At 66.9% G+C, this 20732-nt stretch carries 13 protein-coding genes; 2 read left to right on the plus strand and 11 right to left on the minus strand.

Going from position 1 to position 20732, the window contains the following annotated elements; genetic code table 11:
• Positions 1-5: 5 nt before the first annotated feature.
• From cysW to ptsP, 10 genes are all read right to left on the minus strand, one after another.
• The gene (gene cysW / locus C8J30_RS09035; protein ID WP_110805516.1) at positions 6-869 is read right to left on the minus strand and encodes a sulfate ABC transporter permease subunit CysW; all 864 of its coding nucleotides are present in this window, start codon (positions 867-869) and stop codon (positions 6-8) included.
• Entirely contained in the window at positions 862-1698 is an 837-nt protein-coding gene (gene cysT / locus C8J30_RS09040; protein ID WP_110805517.1) for a sulfate ABC transporter permease subunit CysT, read from the minus strand. The genes cysW and cysT overlap by 8 nt, the downstream gene beginning before the upstream one ends.
• Before the next feature lie 190 nt (positions 1699-1888).
• Positions 1889-2863 (minus strand): cysteine synthase A, encoded by a 975-nt coding sequence (gene cysK / locus C8J30_RS09045; RefSeq protein WP_110805571.1) that lies wholly within the window; start codon positions 2861-2863, stop codon positions 1889-1891.
• 196 nt (positions 2864-3059) lie between these two features.
• Complete coding sequence (locus C8J30_RS19240) at positions 3060-3857, minus strand: calcium-binding protein (RefSeq protein WP_181420821.1); 798 nt, start codon at positions 3855-3857, stop codon at positions 3060-3062.
• A 242-nt stretch (positions 3858-4099) separates the two neighbouring features.
• Positions 4100-5308, minus strand: coding sequence for a tryptophan synthase subunit beta (trpB, locus tag C8J30_RS09055; RefSeq protein ID WP_110805519.1), 1209 nt, complete (start codon positions 5306-5308; stop codon positions 4100-4102).
• Between the two features lie 106 nt (positions 5309-5414).
• Complete coding sequence (locus C8J30_RS09060; protein WP_245909740.1) at positions 5415-7370, minus strand: putative bifunctional diguanylate cyclase/phosphodiesterase; 1956 nt, start codon at positions 7368-7370, stop codon at positions 5415-5417.
• 114 nt (positions 7371-7484) lie between these two features.
• Positions 7485-10238, minus strand: coding sequence for a putative bifunctional diguanylate cyclase/phosphodiesterase (locus C8J30_RS09065; RefSeq protein WP_110805520.1), 2754 nt, complete (start codon positions 10236-10238; stop codon positions 7485-7487).
• 249 nt (positions 10239-10487) lie between these two features.
• Complete coding sequence (locus C8J30_RS09070) at positions 10488-12224, minus strand: PTS fructose-like transporter subunit IIB (RefSeq protein ID WP_110805521.1); 1737 nt, start codon at positions 12222-12224, stop codon at positions 10488-10490.
• Between the two features lie 18 nt (positions 12225-12242).
• The gene (pfkB, locus tag C8J30_RS09075; RefSeq protein ID WP_110805522.1) at positions 12243-13193 is read right to left on the minus strand and encodes a 1-phosphofructokinase; all 951 of its coding nucleotides are present in this window, start codon (positions 13191-13193) and stop codon (positions 12243-12245) included.
• Complete coding sequence (ptsP, locus tag C8J30_RS09080; protein ID WP_110805523.1) at positions 13190-15673, minus strand: phosphoenolpyruvate--protein phosphotransferase; 2484 nt, start codon at positions 15671-15673, stop codon at positions 13190-13192. The genes pfkB and ptsP overlap by 4 nt, the downstream gene beginning before the upstream one ends.
• Positions 15674-15740: 67 nt before the next feature.
• Between ptsP and C8J30_RS09085 the strand changes: the two genes are divergently transcribed.
• Together C8J30_RS09085 and C8J30_RS09090 are read left to right on the plus strand one after the other, a co-directional pair.
• Complete coding sequence (locus tag C8J30_RS09085) at positions 15741-17156, plus strand: ABC transporter substrate-binding protein (RefSeq protein WP_110805524.1); 1416 nt, start codon at positions 15741-15743, stop codon at positions 17154-17156.
• Positions 17153-19831: a hybrid sensor histidine kinase/response regulator gene (locus C8J30_RS09090; RefSeq protein ID WP_110805525.1), complete on the plus strand. Its 2679-nt coding sequence runs from the start codon at positions 17153-17155 to the stop codon at positions 19829-19831. Before C8J30_RS09085 ends, C8J30_RS09090 begins: the two co-directional genes overlap by 4 nt.
• Here C8J30_RS09090 and C8J30_RS09095 read toward each other — a convergent pair.
• A complete protein-coding gene (locus tag C8J30_RS09095) occupies positions 19798-20589 on the minus strand; it encodes a response regulator transcription factor (RefSeq protein WP_342767529.1) in 792 nt (263 codons plus the stop codon). The two genes, C8J30_RS09090 and C8J30_RS09095, sit on opposite strands and share 34 nt — an antisense overlap.
• Positions 20590-20732: the final 143 nt, after the last annotated feature.

Here is a 20732-nt window from a genome sequence, read left to right on the forward strand (position 1 = left end):
ATCCCTCAGTGACGGTGGGTGGCGGCGATTTCGTCGGCGTGGCGCAGTTCCAGCACGGTCTTGACCAGAAGCGTGACCAGCGCGAGCGCGGTGAGCAGCCCGGCGAGAGAGAACGCCGCGACCGAGAGATATTCGTTGTAAAGCATCTCGATGGTGATCGGCATCGTCGCGGTCTGGCCGCGGATCTTGCCCGAGACGACCGCGACGGCACCGAATTCCCCCATCGCGCGGGCGTTGCACAGCAGCACGCCGTAAAGCAGCGCCCAGCGGATCTTCGGCAGTGTCACCGTGACGAAGACGCGCCAACCCGAGGCGCCCAGCGTCAGCGCCGCTTCCTCTTCCTTGCAGCCCTGCTCGATCATCACCGGGATCAACTCGCGCGCGACGAAGGGGAAGGTGACGAACATCGTCGCCAGCACGATCCCGGGCAGCGCGAAGACGATCGGATACCCTTGCGCGACAAGCCAGCCGCCGATCGCGGAATTGGCGCCGAACATCAGGACGATGCAGAGCCCCGCCACAACGGGCGAGACGGAAAACGGCAGATCGATCAACGTGATCAGGAAGGCCTTGCCCCGAAAGTCGAAGCGGGTGATGAACCAGGCCGCGGCGATGCCGAAGGCGGCGTTCAGCGGCACGGAAAAGGCGGCAATCGTCAGCGTCAGCCGGATGGCCGACAGCGCGTCGGGATTGCCAAGGCTTTTAAGCGCGGCAAACCAGCCCTTGGCGAAAGCCTCGGCAAAGACGGTGAGCAGCGGCGCGGCCACCAGAAGCGCGATCCCGGCCACGGCGAACAGGATCAGCCCGCCCCGCACCAGCGGCGTTTCATCGGTGGCAGAGCGCCAGTTGCGTTCGGCTGCGTCAGACATCGCCAATCCTCCGGCGGCTCCAGATCTGGATGAGGTTGATCGCCAGCAGCATCGCGAAGCTGATCACCAGCATGGCGATGCCGATCGCGGCGGCGCCGTCATAGTTGAATTCTTCCAGCTGGATCACGATCAAAAGCGGCGCGATCTCGGTTTTCAGCGGGATGTTCCCGGCGATGAAGATGACCGAGCCGTATTCGCCGACCGCACGCGCCAAGGACAGCGCAAAGCCGGTCAGCGCGGCGGGCATCAGCATCGGCGCGATCACCCGGCGCAGCGTCGTCAGCCGTGTGGCGCCAAGCGTTGCCGAGGCTTCCTCGACCTCGCGATCGATCTCCTCGACCACGGGCTGCACGGTGCGGGTGACAAACGGCAGGCCGACAAAGATCAGCGCGATGAAGATGCCCCATTGCGTATAGGCGATCTTCAGGCCGACCTCTTTCGCCAGCACCCCGAAAACGCCGTTCGGCGCATAAAGCGTCGTCAGCGCGATGCCCGCGACGGCGGTGGGCAGCGCAAAAGGCAGATCGACGGCCGCATCGACCAGACGGCGGCCGGGAAAGTCGTAGCGCACCAGCACCCAGGCCAGAATCACGCCGAAGAACAGGTTGAACAGTGCGGCGAAGAACGAGAGCCGGAACGACAGCTCAAGCGCCGCCCAGACCCGCTCGCGGTTCACCGTGGCCCAGATCCCCTCCAGCCCGTAGCTTGCGCCCTGCGCGAGAAGCGCCCCGATCGGCCCCAGCACGACGAGCGAGAGCATCGTCAGCGTGATCCCCATCGAGAGCCCCAGCCCCGGCATCGGCGAGCGGTTGATCAGTGGTCGGAGCATGGCGGCGCGTCCCTCGTGTGAGCTTCGTCATTCCCAAAATATCTACTGCGGAAGTCGTTATTGAAAGGGATAAATCTCGCCTTTATGGGTCGTGAATATAGAATTTTATTCTCTGCCCCCCTCCCCCGAGTCGCGCCAAGCAAAAGGCCCCGCACCGGGCGGGGCCTTTGACCGGGATGGGCAATTTGCCTCAGGCGGGGGCGCCGGTTCCGTCGAAAACCCCCTCGAACAGCACCGAGGACAGATAGCGCTCGCCCGAGTCGGGCAGGATCAGCACGATGGTCTTGCCCGCATGCTCGGGCCGCGCCGCCAGACGCAGCGCCGCGGCGACGGCCGCACCGCCGGAAATCCCGGCGAGGATCCCCTCTTCCCGCGCCAGACGCAGGGCGGTGACCACGGCCTCTTCGTTCGAGATCTGCTCGATCGCATCGACGAGGCTGAGATCCAGCACCTCGGGCACGAAGCCCGCGCCGATGCCCTGGATCTTGTGCGGACCGGGCTTCACCGGCTCGCCCGCGCGGGTCTGGCTCAGCACCGGGCTCGCCGCGGGCTCGACCGCGACCGACGTGATCGCCTTGCCGAGCGTCTTCTTGAAGTAGCGGCTGACGCCGGTGATCGTGCCGCCGGTGCCGACGCCCGCCACGAAGATGTCGATCTTGCCGCCGGTTGCCGCCTCGATCTCGGGGCCGGTGGTGCGCTCGTGAATGGCCGGGTTGGCCGGGTTCTTGAACTGTTGCAGCAGCACGTATTTCGGGTCCGAGGCCGCGATTTCCTCGGCCTTGGCGATGGCGCCGGCCATGCCCTTGGCGCCTTCGGTCAGCACCAGTTTCGCGCCGTAAGCCAGAAGCAGCTTGCGCCGTTCAAGGCTCATCGTCTCGGGCATGGTCAGCGTGATCGGAATGCCGCGCGCCGCGGCGACAAAGGCCAGCGCGATCCCGGTATTGCCCGAGGTCGGCTCGACGATCTCCTTGCCGGGCGTCAGGATGCCCCGCTCTTCCGCGTCCCAGATCAGCGCCGCCCCGATCCGGCATTTGACCGACCCGGCCGGATTGCGCGCCTCGATCTTCGCCAGCACGGTGGCGCCAAGCCCCTTGCCCAGCCGCCCGAGTTTCACCAGCGGCGTGCCCCCGATCGAGAGCGAGTTGTCCTCGAAAACCGTCGTCATCTGCATCTCCCCGAATGTGGTCCCCCCCTATCGAGCACGCCCGGGCGCGGTTGAAAAGGGGCTAAAACCCGCCTTCCACAAAGCGGCCGAACTTTGGGATATTGGTATTTTGCCGATGGCGCGCGAAAGCACAAAATTCTCTTCCGCACCGGGCTCGGCGCGGGATTTCGGGTCGAAACACGACGCGAGCCCCGATTCAGAGAATAAAATCCGCGGCCGTCAGCAAATTCGCGTTGTTGAGCAGGATCGTCAGATTCGCGAGCCCATCGCCATCAGTATCGGCCTGCAGCAGGATATGCGGGCCATTCGCATCCGTTTTCACCGTGTAGCGCAGCTGACCCGCGACATGGGTGAAAACGCCCGTGCCGATGAAGGTGAAGGCCTCATTGGTGCCCGTGGCCGTGTTGGCGTCGATGGCGCTCAGATGGATATGGTCGATGCCATGCGCGAAATCGGTCAAGGTATCCCGCGCCGCCCCGTGCGACTCCGCCGCGGAAGAATAGACGAACGTGTCCGCGCCAAGACCACCGGTCAGCACATCCGCGCCCTGCCCGCCCTTCAATCTGTCGGCGCCGCCGCGACCGTCGATCCGATCCGCGCCCCCGAAGCCCGACAGCACATTGCTGGCGTCATTGCCGATGATCGCATTGCCCCGCCCGTTGCCCGAACCGTTGATCGCCTCCGCACCCGTCAGCGTCAGCCGCTCGACATTCGCCGCGAGCGCCAACGTGACGGAACTCAGAACCAGATCATCGCCGCCGTTGGCGAGCTCGATGAGCGTGTCGAGCCGGTCGGCGACGATATAGGTGTCGTCCCCCGCCCCGCCGATCGCCGTATCGGCGCCACTGTCGCCCGCCAGCGTGTCGTTCCCAAGCCCGCCGATCAACGAGTCGTTGCCGCCCATGCCGTGCAGAAGATCATTTCCCGACAGACCATTGATCGTGTCGTTCCCACCTTCTCCGGTCAGTGTATCGTCCCCGACCGCGGCGACCACCGGGACAGCGTCTGTATCCGGCGCCGTGAAACCACCATAAAGGCGCGTGCTCGCAATAGACTTCGCTGGCGTCCGGGCCATGACGAACCTCGCTGAACAGGAATGGGGATTGTCCCGCAAAACGCCACCGCGGGAAATTCAATAACAATGCCAGTATCTTCCCGCAGGATTGATACGTCAAGGTCAAGCCACGCCGAAGAGCGGAAAGCGGCGCGCCGAGGCCCTGCCCCGGCGCGCGCGCGTCACAGATCGCCGCCGAACCCGTAGGTCTGGGTGACGTAATCGATGTCCTTGTCGCCGCGGCCCGAGAGATTGATCAGGATCGACTTGCCCGGATTGGCCGCCGCCTCGCGCAGCGCAAAGGCCACCGCATGGGCGCTTTCCAGCGCGGGAATGATCCCCTCGTGCCGCGACAGCGCATAGAAGGCCTTGAGCGCCTCCTTGTCGTCGGCGGTGGTGTAATTCACGCGGCCGGTCTTGTGCAGATGGGCATGTTCCGGGCCGACGCCGGGATAATCAAGCCCCGACGCGACCGTATGCACCGGCGCGGGCTCGCCATTGGCATCTTTCAGCACAAGGGTGCGGAAGCCGTGGATGTCGCCATCCTCGCCAAAGCTGATCGTCGCCGCATGCTCGCCCAGTTTCGACGAGGTGCCCAGCGGCTCGACCCCGTAAAGACCGACCGACGCATCGTCGATGAAGCCCGCGAACATCCCCATGGCATTCGAGCCGCCACCGACGCAGGCCGCCACCATGTCCGGCAAATCGCCTGTCATTTCAAGGAACTGCTCGCGCGCCTCGATCCCCACGACATGCTGGAAGTTGCGCACCATCATCGGGAACGGATGCGGACCGACAACCGAGCCGATCGCGAAGAGCGCGGTATCGGCCTGGCTGATGTAGCTCTGGAAGCAGCTGTCCACCGCCTCCTTCAGCGAGCGCCCGCCAAAGCCCACCGGCACCACCGTCGCCCCCAGAAGCTTCATCCGGGTGACGTTCGGCGCTTCCTTGGCGATGTCGATCTCGCCCATGTGGATTTCGCATTCCATCCCGAAATAGGCCGCGGCCGTGGCCAGCGCCACCCCGTGCTGACCCGCCCCGGTTTCCGCCATGAGCTTGGTCTTGCCCATGAATTTCGCCAGCAGGCCCTCGGCCATGCAGTGATTGAGCTTGTGCGCGCCGGTGTGGTTCAGATCCTCGCGCTTGGCATAGATCTGCGCGCCGCCACAGAGGGTCGACAGGTTCTTCAAATAGGAAACGGGCGTGGGCCGGCCCTGGAAATGCTTGCGGATATGGCGCAGCTCGGCGATGAAATCAGCCGATTTCGAGATCTTCGCATAGGCTTCGCGGATCTCCTTGAAATGCGGTTCAAGCGGCGGCGGCAGCATCGCCCCGCCATAGTCGCCAAACCAGCCGTCCTTGTCGGGTGTCGTCTTGAGATAGGATGTCATCCTCGGTCCTCCCACGGTCTTTCCGCGCGGGATTTGACGCCGATCCGGGGGGCACGGCAAGGCGCGATAGCGCCACAGGCGACAGAGTTCCACGAGTTTCCCGGGCTCAGCCGGTCCGACGCGCCTCGCGGTCGAGGAACTGGGCGAAATCGCCCGCATTCATCGGGCTCGCCCAAAGATAGCCCTGTCCGGCATCGACGCCCAATTCAACAAGAGCGCTGCGCTGCGTCTCGTCCTCGACCCCTTCGGCGACCGAGCGGATGCCCATGCCGCGCGCCATTTCCGCAATCGCCGCGACGATGGCGCGATCCTCCCGGCGGAAGGACAGGCCCGCAATGAAGCTGCGGTCGATCTTCAGCTCGGCCACCGGCACCTTCTTCAGATCGCTGAGCGAGGCATGGCCAGTTCCGAAATCATCGAGCGACAGCTCGTAGCCCCGATCTGCCAGCGAATCGAGCAGGCTGATCGCCATGTCGGTGCCGCGCCCGATGAAACAGCCCTCGGTGATCTCGATCAGCAAGTCCTGGCCGGTGATCCCCGCCGCCTCGAACATGCCGATGGTTTCCAAGAGCAGTTCGGGCGACTTGATGTCATCGGGATGGATGTTGAGGGCGATCTTGCCCGGATCGAGCCCCGCGCTGCGCCAGCCCGTCATGTTTTCCGCCACCGTCTCGGCGATCTGGCGCGACAGGTTGGGCAACATGCCCCGCTCGGCCGCGATCGCCAAGAAGCTGTCGGGCGCGACATCCACCCCCTCGGGCGTGCGCCAGCGTACCAGCGCTTCCGCCCCCAGAAGCCGTCCGTCGGTCAGCGCGAGCTTGGGCTGATACTGCACGAAGAGCTGGTGACCTTCGAGCGCCTCGCGCAGGCCCGCCTCGATCCGGTCGCTTGAGATCACTTTCTGCCGCAACTGTTCGTCGAATTGCAGGCACTGGCCACGCCCGGTTTCCTTGGCCCGGTTCAGCGCCAGATCCGCCTTGAGCAGCAGCTCCACCGGATCTGTGCCATCCTCGGGGCACAGCACCGCGCCGATCGAAGTTCCCGGATGCACCCGCCGCCCGGCCAGTTGCGCGGGCTGATCGAAAGCCGCCAGCAGCCGGTCGGCGATCGGACGGATCTTGGCGGCCTCCGAAACCTCGGCCAGGATGACCGCGAATTCATCCCCGCCCAACCGGGCGATCACATCCCCCGCAGGCAGGTTCGCGCGCAGACGGCGGGCGATTTCCGCCAGCAATTCATCGCCCACGCCATGCCCGAAGAGGTCGTTGATGTTCTTGAACCGGTCGAGGTCCATCAGGAACAGCGTGAACCCCTGCCCATTCGTGCGCTGTCGGGCCACCGCCTCGGCCAGACGCGCGTTGAAGGCCTTGCGATTGAGCAACCCGGTCGTGTCGTCGATATTGGCGAGCAGATAGTTTTCGTCGCGCGCCTGACGCAGGTTTTCAACCGCCAGCGACAGCGCCGAGACGGATTCGTCGCGCTGCCGCGCGATCTCGCCCGCGCTGTAGGAAAAATAGGCCAGAAAGCCCCCGTAAACGAGCGCGTAAAGCGTCACTGCCCAGGCCTGCGCCCAGCCGCCGAGGTGGAAGGACAGGATCACGGCCGAGAGGATCGTGGCCTGAAAGGCGAGCGAGGCCACGAAGGCCCGGTGCAGCATGAAGGCCCCGCCCGCCAGCATCCCGGTGCAGACGAGCAGCACCACCATGGGCTCGCCATGGTCGTGCATCCCAAGCACATGCAGTGGCAAGGCAGCCCAGGGCGCGGCCAGCAGGACCGAGGTCAGGATCAGCCGCCGTGCCGCGCGGCGCGACACCCGGGTGACCTTGCGGCCCGCCGCCCGCCGCGACATCCGGCTGAGGGCAAGGCCAAGCGCAAAGACAGCGCCGATCCAGAAGACGACGAACATGTCGTGATCCCAGCGCAAGGAATCGAGCGCATAGATCACCGCGTTCACCGCTGTCACCATAACCCCGGCCGAGGTGCCGTGCACGACGCTTGTCACGTCTTCCGGGCTTGGGTGCTTGGTCAGCACCGCCCGGATCCGGCCGAGAAGAGAAAACACCCGAGGCAACACGGCAGTCTTTCGTTGGAGTCGCCCCCCGATCATGACCGCAAATGGTAACCAGTGACTGAAGGCGCGTCGAAAAAAGCCTGTCGCGGCGTGTTTCTTCGGCGTTCAGCCAAGCGCAACGTCGCTCCAGCGCACCCCGTCGGGGCCAAGGAAGGTCGCGATGAACTCCTTGGCCGGAAGCGGCTTTCCGAAGTGATACCCCTGCCCCAGATCGCAGCCATGCTGGCGCAGCCAGACCACCTGCGCGGGCGTATCGATGCCCTCGGCGACCGTGCGCAGGCCAAGGGCCGCCGCCATCGCCAGCGTCGCGCGCACGATCGCATCGGAGGCCCCGTCATCAAGCGAGATCCGCGACACGAAACTGCGGTCGATCTTCAGCTCTTTCAGCTGCAGCTTCTGCAGATAGCTGAGCGAGGAATAGCCGGTGCCGAAATCATCGGCCGAGAGCTCGTAGCCCGCGACCAGAAGCGCCTCGATGCTGTCGCGCGCGTCGGAATTCAGATCGACGACCGCGCCTTCGGTGATTTCGAACAACACATCCTCTGGGCCGAGCTGCGCGGCGCTCAGATGGGCCAGCACCGCGTCGCCGAACCGGACACGGCGCAGGCTTTCGGGCGAGAGGTTGATCGAGATGCCCAGATGCTGGCCGCGACCGCGCAGTTCGGCAAGGAAGGCGCCGACAAGGTCGATCATCAGCAAGTCGATGTCGCGCACGAGCCCGGATCGCTCCGCGATCGGCATGAAGATGTCCGGGCCGATGCCCGCCAGCGCCGGATCAGTGCAGCGCACCAGCGCCTCGGCCCCGGCAAGGCGGCCCTCTTCCAGCAGACTGACCTTGGGCTGCAGGTAAAGCGCAAAGGCGCCGTCGCGGATCGCCCGTTGCAGCGATTGCCCGATCATCGCCTCACGCGCGAGCCGGTCGCGCAACTTCGGCGTGAAGGGCACGGCGCGGTTGCCGCCGAGCGCCTTCGCCTCATACATCGCCAGATCGGCGTTCAGCCACATTTCCTCGGGCGTCTGGGCATCCATCGGAAACAGGCTGAGCCCCATCGAGGCCGAAAGATAAAGCGGCTGGCCATCGATCTCGAAGGGTTTGGCAAAGGCCGCCGCAAGGGCGCGGGTCGCGCGCTCGGGCTCCTCGGCGATGCGGCAGCGGCGCAGGAAGGTGAATTCCTCGGCGCCGACCCGCGCCAGAAGCTGGTCGGGTTCGCGCAGCGCCTCGAGCCGTTCGGCGACCTTGCAGATCACCCGGTCGCCAAGCTGCGGCCCGAACCGGTCCTTGATCTGCTGGAACTGGTCGATGGACAGGAAAACCTGCTGCAACAGCTCGCCCGTGCCGCGCGCCCGCGCCTGCGCCGGGGCGACCTGCGCGCGGAAGGATTCCCGGTTCGGCAACCCGGTCAGCGCGTCATGCGTGGCGGCATGGCTCGCCTCTTCGGCGGCCTGCGCCAGACGCCGTTCATCATTCAGCCGTTGCGTGATGTCGGAGACCGAGCAGACCACCTGCACCGGCCCGCCGCGCGACTCCATCGGGGCGGCGTTGACCGAAATCACCCGCTCGCTTCCGTCGGCATTGGGCAGCGTCAGCCGCAGGTCGTGCAGCGTCTCGCCCCCCCGCCCCACGCGCTCGAACGGGAAGCCGGTGCCGGTGCCACGGTCGCGCGCGCCATAAAGCCGGCCGAGCGCCGTGTGATTGCGCCCGACGAGCCCCGCCCCGGTCACGTCGAGGATCTGCTCCGCCTCCATATTCGCGAAAACGATGACCCCCGAGGGATCGAAAGCCAGAATGCCGGACACCGAGGTCTCGGTCAGGCGTTGCAGGAAATCGCTTTTCGCGATCAGCTCGGCCTCAAGATCCTTGCGGCGCGAAATATCGACATGCACGCCCGACAGCACCAGCGCCTCGCCGCTCTCCGAGACCTCGACCGCGCGGCCGCGCGAGAGGATCCAGACCCAGTGGCCATCGGCGTGACGCATGCGGAATTCTTCGGTAAAGAAATAGTCCCGGCTGCGGAATTTCGGCTCCTGAGCGGTGTTCAGTCGCACAACGTCATCAGGGTGAACCAGCGCACGCCAGTCGTCGATCATCAGCGGCGCGGGCAGGTCCTCCAGCTTGCGGCCGAGAATTGCCGCCCAACGGTCGTTGACGAAGAGCCGATTGCTGCGCAGGTCGTGCCGCCAGGTGCCGACCTCGCCGCCCGCGATCACATCGGCAAGGCCGCGGATCGCCTCCTGCTGCTCATGCACATCGAGGGCAAAGCCGAAAAGCTTGCCACCGGGGTCGCGGCGACTGCTTTCGACATCGGTGACCACCTTGATCCAGCGATACTCGCCGCTCTGCCCCCGTATGCGATGCGTCTGCGGCGGGATCGCTACCAGCTTGCCCGCAAAGACCTCGCGGTGCAGCGCCATATGGGCATCATAGCTTTCGACATCATCGGGATGGATCAGCGCCCGAAGCGCCGAGGCGGGCATCACGACGCCTTCGGGAAAACCGACGGTGCGGGCAAGGAAGCCCGAGGCGCGGATCGTCAGATCGCCATCCGGGCCGATCGCCGTTTCCCAGTCACACCCCCCGGCCGCATCCAGCGCACCGCGCAGGCGATCTTCGGCGAGCGACACCGCATCAAGCGACTGTTCAAGCTGGGAAAGCGTGCCCCGCAGCACGGCCCAGAGCGCAAAGGAGGTGACGGCGATGAAAGCCCAGCCCTTGAAGGTCTGATAGGATTGATACTGTTGATAATCGCCGGAAATCGCAGCCAGCATGTGGTCGCTGGTCAGAATGTAGAGTGCGCCAACAAGCGCATAGGCCGCGGCGACCCGAAAAGCAGTGAAGTGGTGAACCAGTCTGGCAGGCATGGTCGCTTTTCGCGTGTGTTCCGGGTTCAGGGGAAGTCGGACACGAACGCGGACGATGTGTCAATCGTCGTGAACGGCCTGCCCTGAAATACCCGGGCAGCCTGCACCGAAAGCGGTGAAGCAATTCTTGCGATTTCGCCGTTAGACGTCGAATTTCAAAGGCATTTTAGCGAGTATCCTTGTCATGTCGCGACATGAAAAAGCCGACGGCCCGCGGACCGTCGGCTTTGTTTTCTCGCCCCTTGCAGATCAGGCGCGGGCGGCCTCATCCGACGACAGCGGCTTTTTCAGCGCGATCAGCAGGCCCGTCGTCACCAGCGTGCCGACAACGATCGAGAGCGCATAAAGGCCGAGGTTGGTCACCGCATTCGGAATGGCAAGGACGAAGATCCCGCCGTGCGGTGCGACAAGCAGGCAGCCCAGCGCCATCGACAGCGCCCCGGTGATCGCCGAACCGACGATGATCGAGGGGATCACGCGGGCCGGGTCTTTCGCGGCAAAGGGGATCGCGCCTTCGGTGATGAACGACAGACCGAGCACCGCGGCGGCGCCGCCGGCTTCCCGCTCTTCGGCGGTGAAGCGGTTCTTCGCAACCAGAGTGGCGAGCGCCAGACCGAGCGGAGGCGTCATGCCCGCGGCCATCACGGCGGCCATCGGCGCATAGGTGTTCGAGGTCAAGAGGCCGACGGCGAAGGTATAGGCGGCCTTGTTGATCGGGCCCCCCATGTCGACGGCCATCATGCCACCGAGGATCAGGCCCAAGACGACGGCGTTGGTGGTACCAAGCCCTTGCAGGAAGGCGGTCATCGCGGCCAGAAGGGCAGCGACCGGCGTGCCGACGATGTAGACCATGACCAGCCCGGTGATCGCGGTCGACAGCAGCGGCAGGATCAGGACGGGTTTGAGGCCCTCAAGCGTGCGCGGCAGCTGGATCGCGTCGCGCAGCCAGCGCGCAACGTAGCCGGCCAGGAAGCCCGCGACGATGCCGCCAAGGAAACCGGCGTTCAGGTTCACCGCCAGCATGCCACCGATCAGACCGGGGGTCAGGCCGGGACGGTCGGCGATCGAATAGGCGATGAAGCCCGCCAGAACCGGCACCATCAGCTTGAAGGCCGCGCCGCCACCGATTGCCATCAGCGCCGCGGGCAGCGTGCCCTCGACCTCGAAGGCCTTGATGCCAAAGACGAAAGAGAGCGCGATCAAGAGACCACCGGCGACCACCAGCGGCAGCATGTAGGACACGCCGGTCAGCAGGTGCATGTAGGGGCCCGAGCGGCTCGCCGCCCGTTTCGCTTTCAGTGCATCGACGGTATCGGCCAGATTGGCGCCCAGCACCACCCCCTCGGCCACGGCTGCATCCAGCACCTTGGCCGCGCCTTTCACCGCCGCGCCGACCGAGGTCTTGTAGACCTTCTTGCCGCCAAACCGGCTGTCATCGACATGGGTATCGGCCGCGATCACCACCAGATCGGCGGCCTTGATCTGCGCCTCGGTCAGCGCGTTTTGCGACCCCACCGAGCCCTGCGTCTCGACCGCGATCTCCCAGCCGCGCGCGGCGGCAGTTTTCTTCAGCGCATCGGCCGCCATGAAGGTATGCGCAATGCCGGTCGGACAAGAGGTGATCGCCACCACCTTGAGCGGCTTTTGGCCTGTTTGGGTTGTCATCTGCGGGGTCTCCTCTCCGACTAAGGCAAGGGCTTCGGCCAGAACCGCGGACGTCTGGGTGACAGCGCGGCTCGTCGAGGTCCGGTAAACGGGTTTCGTGATGAAGCGCACATCCTCGACGCGGATGTCGGCGGCGATCACCACCACATCGGCGGCGGCAATCTCGGCCACATGCAGCGGCGCTTCGACGCCTTGGGCGGATTGGCGTTCGACACGGATGTCGTGGCCCATCTGCGCGGCGGTGGCACTCAGCGCCTCGGCGGCCATATGGGTATGCGCAATGCCTGTGGGACAGGCGGTCACGGCGACGATCTTCGACATGGGTTCCTCCGCTTCGGCTCAGACGCGCGACAGCGTTTTGACGGTGACGGTGCGGGCAAGCGCGGCGATGCGCGCTTGCGGCGGCAGATGCGGGCCGATTTCGCCGAGTGCACCAAGCGAAAAGGCGGTGGCGAGCGCGGCGGTGTCGTCAAGGCTCAGGCCGAGCGTCGCGGCATGGATCAGCCCCGCCACCATCGCGTCCCCCGCCCCCACGGTGGAGGCGATCTCGGTCGCGGGCGGGATCGCGAGCGCGATCTCGTCGCCCCGCGCCAGCACCGCTCCGGCCTCGCCCATCGAGACGGCGACAAGCCCGACACCCTCGGCGATCAGATCGCGGGCGGCGGCCATCACCGCATCAAGGTTGGCCAGATCCCGGCCCAGATGCGCGCCCAGTTCCGCCGTGTTCGGCTTCACGATGTCGGGGCAAGCCGCCAGCGCCAGGGCCAGCGCCGGACCCGAGGTGTCGACGGCCACCCGCGCGCCGCCCTTTCGGGCGAGCGCGGTCAGATGCGCGTAAGCCTCCGGCCCCAGCCCTTCGGGCAGGCTGCCGCAGAGCGCGACCCAATCGAGGCCCTGCGCCAGCAGGTCGGTCAATTTCGCGGCCACGGCGTCGAGGTCCGCAGGCCCGGCCGCAATGCCCGGAAAGTTCAGATCGGTGACCTGATTTTGCAGCGGATCGACGATCTTGACGTTGGTCCGCGTCGCGCCGGGCAGGCGCAGGCAGGCATCCACCAGCCCCGCCGCCGCGAAATGGCGCGCAAAAAGCGCCTCGTTTTCAAGGCCCAGCAGGCCCGTCACCGCCACCTCATGGCCAAAATGCGCAAGGAACGAGGCCACATTGACCCCCTTGCCGCCCGCATCGACGCGGCTTGCCGCAACCCGGTTCACCGCATCGGCGGTGAAGCCCGGCACGGTGACCGTCTGATCGACGGCGGAATTGAGCGAAACCGTCGCGATCCGGGGGCTCATTTCAGCCCCCGCACTTCAGCGGCGTCGACCGCGGCCAATGCCCGGCGCGCCAGATCGCGGTTTTCCGCCATCGAGGACCGGCGCAACTGCGCCTTGATCCCGGCCACGGCGGGGATGGACACGGACAATTCCCGCACCCCAAGCCCCGAGAGCACCGCCGCCCCCATCGGATCGCCCGCGATGCCACCGCAAGCGCCAACCCAGATCCCCGCCGCATCAGCCGCACGCACAGTGAAGTCAATCAGCCGCAGCACGGCCGGATGCAGCCCGTCGGCCTGTTTCGCCAGCACCGGATGCATCCGGTCCATGGCCAGCGCATATTGCGTCAGGTCATTCGTGCCGATCGAGAAGAAATCGACCCGTTTCGCCAGTTCCGGCGCCATCATCACGGCAGACGGAATTTCGATCATGATGCCGATTTCGACCGGTTCCGCGCCGACCTCGGCCCGGACCTCCTCGGCGATGCGCCGCGCGGTGTCCAGTTCCTGCACCATCGCGATCATCGGGAACATGATGCGCACATGCCCCTTCGCCGACGCCCGGTAGATCGCCCGCAACTGGGTGCGGAACAGGTCTTCGTGGCTGAGGCAAAAGCGGATGCCGCGCTCGCCCAGAAACGGGTTTTGTTCAACGGGCATGCGCAGATAGGGGATCTCTTTGTCGCCACCCACATCCAGCGTGCGAATGATGATCGGCAGCCCGTTCAGCGCTTCCAGCATGGCGGAATAGATCGCCACCTGCTCGTCTTCGCTCGGCGGCGCCTCGCGGTTCACGAACAGGAATTCGGTGCGCAGAAGCCCCACGCCCTCGGCGCCCGCCTCGACCGAGGCGACGGCTTCGGCCACGTCCGAGATATTGGCCACCACCTCGACGCGCGCGCCATCCACCGTCAGCGCGGGCTTGTAGCGTTCCCGCGCCTCGGCCTCGCGCTGGGTTTTCAGCGCCGCCATCGCGGTTTCGGCCTTGGCAATGTCGGTGGCCGTGGGGGCGACGACGATCACGCCCGCGCCGCCATCGAGCAGCACGGAGGTCCCCGTCGGCAGATCGAGAAGCCCCGCGCCGACGCCCACGACCGCGGGAATATCCAGCGCCCGGGCGATGATCGAAGTATGCGAGGTCGGTCCGCCCTGCGCGGTGGCAAGGCCGCGCACCAGCGCGGGGTCAAGCCGCGCGGTGTCCGAGGGCGTCAGGTCATCGGCGAGCAAGATGCAGGGCACGCTGGGCAGATGGGTTTCGCCGGTCTGCACCGTGCCCAGATGTTGCAGCACGCGTTGGCCCGCGTCGCGCAGGTCGATCGCCCGGCCCGACAGCACCGCATCCTTCATCGACGCCAGCATGTCGGCGCGTTCGCTGAAGACCTGATGCCAGGCAAAGCCGGCGGACCGGCCCTGCCCGATCAGGGCCTTGGCGGCCTCGACCATTTCCGGGTCGTGCAGAAATTCCTGATGCGCGCGGAAGATCGCGGCGCGGGCGGGGCCGGATTTCTTCCAGACCTCGTCGTGCAGCTCTTCCAACTCGTGCCAGGCGGTCTGCAACGCGGCCTCAAGACGGTCGTTTTCGAACGCGGCATCGGCGGCATCGGTGTCGAAAACCACCTCATCGCGGGCAAAGCGGAAGACGGGGGCAAGCGCGTAGCCCGGCGAGGAGGAGATGCCAACGAGGGTGCGCCCCTCGTAGGATGCCATCGACGCCCCCGCCCCCGTCAAACCGGGCGTAGCGGCTTCGGGGGCCGCCGCACCGGTGTCTTCTTCCTCTTCAAGCCCGGCTTCGAAAGCCGCGGCAATCGCGGCCAAAGCCGCCGTCGCATCCTCCCCTTCGGCGCTGATGCGCAGGGCGGCGCCTTGGGCGGCCCCCAGATTGAGAAGCGAAATCAGGCTTTTCGCATTGGCCACCCGGGCGCCATTGCGCACCCGGATCTCGGCCGCAAAGCCCTTGGCCAGATCGACAAGCGTGGTCGCAGGCCGGGCATGCAGCCCATGCGCACCGCGGACCACCACATCAAAGCCCTGCGCGAAATCCTCGGGCGCGGCCTCCGGGCGCGGCGCGGGCGGCTCGGCCCCGGTCAACCGCGCGACGATCACGGCGGCGTCCAGCGTCGTCGCCAGCCGCTCGGCCTCGGCCTCGTCGCCCAGAACGTCGGTCAGGTTGCTCAGCACCTGCAGGTGCTCATCCGATTTCGCGGCAATCGCCACGACGAGCCGCGCCGTGTCGCCCGGCGCCCATTCGACGCCCGCGGGCAGCTGCACCACCGCAATCGCCGTGTCATGGATCAGGTCGCGGTCCTGCGGCAGGCCATGCGGGATCGCGATCCCGTTGCCCAGAAACGTATTCGCGACCGCCTCGCGGCCCATCATGCTCTGGCCGTAGCGCGGATCGATCTTGCCCGCGGCGGTGAGCAGGTCCACGGCCTGCGCGATGGCGTCGGCCTTGTCGGTGGCCGTCTTGCCGATGGCCACAAGTTCGCTGGTCAGGGGTATCACGGTTCCTCCTCGGCATCGGATGTGCGATGCTCTTGAAGGGACGAAGCGCCCGGCAGATGAATGGAGTATGTCGCCCGTGACGGCCCGGCTTGTAACAATTGTCATATTGGCGCTGAGCCTCGCCCGCGCCGAGGCGCTGGAGGTGCTGACCCGTGATGGTGGCCCGATTGCCGGACCGGCCATCGCGCACGGGGCGGAATTTGCGCGCGAAACCGGCGTCGCGGTGCATGTCACCCCCCGCCCCTTCGATGCGCTTTACGGCGAGGTGATGATGGGCTTCGTCACCGGCAGCCCCCCCGCCGATGTGCTGATCCTGCCCGCCGACTGGCTGCCCGATGTGGCGCCCTATCTGATGCCGGTGCCCGAGGCGCTTGTGCAAAGTCCGCTCGTGCGGGGCATCCACCCCGCCTATCGCGACCGGCAGATGCGCTGGCGCGGCCAATGGCTGGCGGTGACGCTCGACGGCGATCTGCACATGGGGGCCTATCGGCGCGATCTGTTCGACGACCCCGCGACACAGGCGGCGTATCGGGCAGAGACGGGTCACGCCCTCGAACCGCCGCGGACATGGGCGGAGTACGATCACATCGCGGCCTTCTTCCATGCCCGCGGCGTCTCTGGCACGCTTGAAGCCTCGGCCGAGAATGGTCAGCGGCTCTGGTCGCTCTTTTCCCACGCCGCCGCCTACACCGCCCATCCCGACCATCCGGGGCATTTCTTCTTCGACCCCGAGACGATGGCGCCCGAGATCGACAACCCGGCCTGGGTGCGGGCGCTGCATGACTACCTTGACGCGATTTCCACGGCACCGGGCCCTGCCTTGCCCAGTCATGGCGTGCGCACGGAGTTTGCTGCGGGCAAGGCGGCGATGGCGCTGGATTGGTCCGATATCGGCACGGTGGCGACCGATCCGGCCAGCTCGAAAATTCGCGACCGGGTCGGGTTCTTCGCCCTGCCCGGCACGAAGGAGGTCTGGAACCCGGCGACGAAGCGCTGGGACAGGCTGGAAGCGCCGCGACCGGTGCCGTTTCTGGCGTTCGGCGGCTGGATCGCGGTCGTGCCGCGCGCTGCCGGCGATCCGAAATCCGCCTGGAATTACATCGCCTTCATGGCCGATCCGGCGCGGGCGGCGAAAGACGTGATGTCGGGCGCCTCGGGCTTCAACCCCTATCGGCTCTCGCAGCTGGAGGATACCGCGGGCTGGTCGAAGCTGATGGGGGCGCAGGCGGCAACCGACTACTTGTCCGTGCTGCGCGAAAGCCTGTCGGCACCGCAAACCGCGCCCGATCTGCGTCTGCCGGGCTATCCCGCCTATATGGCGGCGCTCGATGCCCGCATTGGTCGCGTGCTGGCGGGCGAGATGACGCCCGAGGCGGCCTTGGCGGCGGCAGCGGCGGATTGGGACCGGATCACCGACCGTCTGGGCCGGGCGAGCCAGCGCCGCCACTACCGCGAGGCGATGGGGCTGGAGGTCGCGCCATGACCCTCTGGCGCGGGATTCAGGGGCGGCTTTTGCTGATCGTCGCCGTCTCGACCCTTGCGATGGCGCTGGCGGGCGTTGCGGCGATCCGGGCGCTCGATCAGATCGGCGAGGCGGCAGAAACGGTGACCGGGCGCGACGTGCCCGCGATGACGGCGGCGCTGCGGCTCGCCCGCATCGGCGACCGGCTGCAAAGCCGCGGCGCGAGCCTGATGGCCGCGAGCACCGCCGAGGCGCTGACCGAGGCGCAACGCGCCATCGACGCCGATCTGGCCGCCTTTGCCGCTCAGGCGCAGGCGCTGCGGGCGGCGGCTGCGCCGCAAACCTCCGATCAGATCGCGACCCTGTCCGCCGATCTCGCGGCGCGGCTGCGCGCGCTTTCGACCGATCTCGACCGGCTGCGCGGGCTTGCGCGGCTGCGCGATACCGAGCGGGCGAAGATGCTGGCGGAACAGGATTTTCTGCGCCAGTTGCTCGGCCCCTCGATCCTTGCGGTCGAGGCGATCACCGGCGGGCAGATCCTGCCCGACCCCGAGATCTACCGCACCGCGGTGCGCTCGCAGGCGCCGCTTCTGGCGGCCGAACGGCTGACCGACCGGGCGATGTCGGACCTGCTGCTGGCGGGGGATGCCCGCGACCCGCAGGCGCTGGAAGACGGCCGCGCCGCCTATCGCCGCACGCTGGCGCAGCTTGACAGCACCGGCGCCGCCCTGCCCTCGGGCCTGCGCGCCGAATTCGGCCGGGCGCTGGCGGCCTTCCGGGCGCAAGCCGCGCCGGGCGGCATCTTCGATCTGCAGGCCGAGGACATGCGCGCCCGCACCGCCGCCGAGGCCGATCTGCGCGCCGCGGCCTCGCGCGCCGCCGATCTGAAAGCCGCGGTCGATGCCCGGGTGATCGCGGCGAGCCGCACCACCGCCGAGGTGACCGAGGGCCTGCGCCGCACAATTCTGGAACGCACGACGCAATTCGCCTCGATCGCCCTCGCCGTGATCCTGATGGCGGGGGGCGTGTCCTATTTCATGGTGATCCGGCCGCTTTCGCGCAATCTGCGCGGGGTGACGGCGGCGATGGTGCGGCTCGCCGCCGGGGAACGCGATGCGACCGTGCCCGGCGCCGAACGCGCCGACGAGATCGGCGATCTCGCCCGCGCCTTCACCGTCTTTCGCGAAAACTCGGCGCGGGTGGAAAAGCTCGACCGGGAACTGGCGGAACGCTCCAGCCTGCTGATCGCCACCTTCGAGACGATGAAGGACGGGTTTTCCGTCTTCGACCGCGACCGGCGACTGGTGGCCTTCAACCCGCAATATCTGGCGCTGCATGATTTCAGCGCCGAGGCGGTCGGCGCCGCCCCGACGATCGGCCAGATCAACCGGATGCTTGCGGCGCGCGGGGTGCAGGCCAGCCTGCCCGATGGCACGCCGGTCGATCTTGATGAGATTGTGCCGCGCCGCCTTGCCGAGCCGCAGCGGCTCGAGATGCGCTTCCCCTCGGGGAGGGTGCTGGAACTGCGCTCGAACCCGATCCCGATGGGCGGCTTTGCGACGATCCACATGGATGTGACCGAAAGCCGGGCGACGCAAAGCCAGCTCTTGCATGCGCAAAAGCTCGAGACCGTGGGCCAGCTGACCGGGGGGATTGCGCATGATTTCAACAACATCCTCGCCGTGATCATCGGCAACCTGAACATCCTCGCGCGCGAACTGGCGGACAGCCCCGCGCTGAAGGCCCGCGCCGAGCGCGGCCTTTCCGCCGCCAACCGCGCCGCCGGGCTGATCAACCGGTTGCTGACCTTCTCCCGCCGCCAGCGCCTTGCGCCGGAGAATGTCGATCTGAACGGCCTCGTGCGCGGGATGCTCGATCTGATGCAATCAAGCCTTGGCTCGGGCATGCAGATCACCCCCGATCTGGCCGAGGATCTGCCGCGGGTGCGCGTCGATCCGGGGCAACTGGAAAACGCGCTGATGAACCTTGCGGTAAACGCCCGCGACGCGATGGAGGGCACGGGCGAGATCATCGTCACCACCCGCCGCGCCGCGGATGGGTTTGTCGAACTGACGGTCGCGGATACCGGCGCGGGCATTCCGCCCGACCTGCTCGATCAGGTCTTCGAGCCCTTCTTCACCACGAAACCGGTGGGCAAGGGCAGCGGGCTGGGGCTGTCCATGGTCTATGGCTTCGTGCGGCAATCGGGCGGCACGGTGGCGATCGACAGCACCCCGGGCGCGGGCACCCGCGTCAGCCTGCGGCTGCTGGAGAGCACCGCCCCCGAGGCCCCCGCGCGCCCCGAGGGGCTGGACACCGCCGAGGCCTGCATTCTGGCCGTCGATGATGATGCCGACCTGCTGGAGATCACCGCCGATCAGCTGCGCCGTCTGGGCCATGCCGTCGTCACCGCGCCCGACGGGCTGACGGCGCTCGAGATGCTGCGCGAAATCCCCGAGATCGACCTGCTCTATACCGATCTGGCCATGCCGGGGCTCGACGGTCGGGCGCTGGCGGAAAAGGCGCAAGTGCTGCGCCCCGATCTGCCGGTGCTGTTCACCTCGGGCGCGCCGGGCAAGGCGGGGGCGGATTTGCCGAACCTCTTGCGCAAACCCGTCCCCGAGGAGGTTCTGGCCGCCGCGATCCGGGTCAGTCTGGAACGTCAGAGCCGCCGGACGTCGGCATCGAGCGCATAACCCGCGCCGCGCTCGGTGCGGATCAGTTGCGGCGCGCGCGGATTGGGCTCGATCTTGCGCCGCAGCCGCAGGATCAGCACGTCGATGGTGCGGTCGAAAACTTCACCGCCGTCCGCCCGGGTGCGTTCCAGAAGCTGATCGCGGCTGAGCACGCAGCGCGGGGCGCGGACAAAGGCCTCAAGCAGCAGGAATTCCGCATTGGTCAGCGCCACCCCCTGCCCCGCGGGCGTTTCAAGCGTGCGCGCGGTCAGATCGATCACCCAGCCCGCGAAGCTGCGCCGGTCATGCTCGGTCAATTCGACCGGCACCGCCACCGCGCCCGCGCGGCGCAGCACCGCCTTGATCCGCGCCACCAACTCGCGCGGGTTGAAGGGTTTGACCACATAATCATCGGCGCCCATCTCGAGGCCGACGATCCGGTCGACATCGCCGCCGAGCCCGGTCAGCATGATGATCGGGATCGAGGAACTCGCCCGCAGCCGCGCCGCGAGCGTCAGCCCGTCCTGATCGGGCAGGCGCAGATCGAGCAGGATCAGATCGGGCGTCCCGGCCGCCAGCACAGGCGCCACTTCGGCCGCTGTTGCCGCCTCGGCCACCTCCCAGTCGCGCGCCTCGAGTTCGTAACGCACAAGGTCGCGCACGTCCGGGTCGTCATCGACGATCAGAATCTTCACCATGCCGCAGGCCTCCCCCGCGCCACAATAGGGACGGATCGGCCCGCCCGCCAGCCGCCTTTCCCCCCGCGGCACCATCGACATGGCCAAAAGGACAGGTTTGCGGTTACAGTCGCCGTCATGAGCGTTCGGACCGCGGCTGGTCCGCGGGTGCCATAACGGCATATGTTGGTTGTTTAGTTGATTGAGGCTGCGCATGCCAAAGGCGCAAAGAAATTTGAGAATCC

Origin of the sequence: Rhodobacter viridis (assembly GCF_003217355.1) — a bacterium.
GTDB lineage: Bacteria > Pseudomonadota > Alphaproteobacteria > Rhodobacterales > Rhodobacteraceae > Rhodobacter > Rhodobacter viridis.

Bases quoted from the DNA above. Each gene is read 5' to 3' on its own strand.
- cysW (WP_110805516.1), bottom strand. From the start codon at position 869: ATGTCTGACGCAGCCGAACGCAACTGGCGCTCTGCCACCGATGAAACG.
- cysT (WP_110805517.1), bottom strand. From the start codon at position 1,698: ATGCTCCGACCACTGATCAACCGCTCGCCGATGCCGGGGCTGGGGCTC.
- cysK (WP_110805571.1), bottom strand. From the start codon at position 2,863: ATGACGACGGTTTTCGAGGACAACTCGCTCTCGATCGGGGGCACGCCG.
- trpB (WP_110805519.1), bottom strand. From the start codon at position 5,308: ATGACATCCTATCTCAAGACGACACCCGACAAGGACGGCTGGTTTGGC.
- C8J30_RS09065 (WP_110805520.1), bottom strand. From the start codon at position 10,238: ATGCCTGCCAGACTGGTTCACCACTTCACTGCTTTTCGGGTCGCCGCG.
- C8J30_RS09070 (WP_110805521.1), bottom strand. From the start codon at position 12,224: ATGTCGAAGATCGTCGCCGTGACCGCCTGTCCCACAGGCATTGCGCAT.
- pfkB (WP_110805522.1), bottom strand. From the start codon at position 13,193: ATGAGCCCCCGGATCGCGACGGTTTCGCTCAATTCCGCCGTCGATCAG.
- C8J30_RS09085 (WP_110805524.1), top strand. From the start codon at position 15,741: ATGTCGCCCGTGACGGCCCGGCTTGTAACAATTGTCATATTGGCGCTG.
- C8J30_RS09090 (WP_110805525.1), top strand. From the start codon at position 17,153: ATGACCCTCTGGCGCGGGATTCAGGGGCGGCTTTTGCTGATCGTCGCC.
- C8J30_RS09095 (WP_342767529.1), bottom strand. From the start codon at position 20,589: ATGTCGATGGTGCCGCGGGGGGAAAGGCGGCTGGCGGGCGGGCCGATC.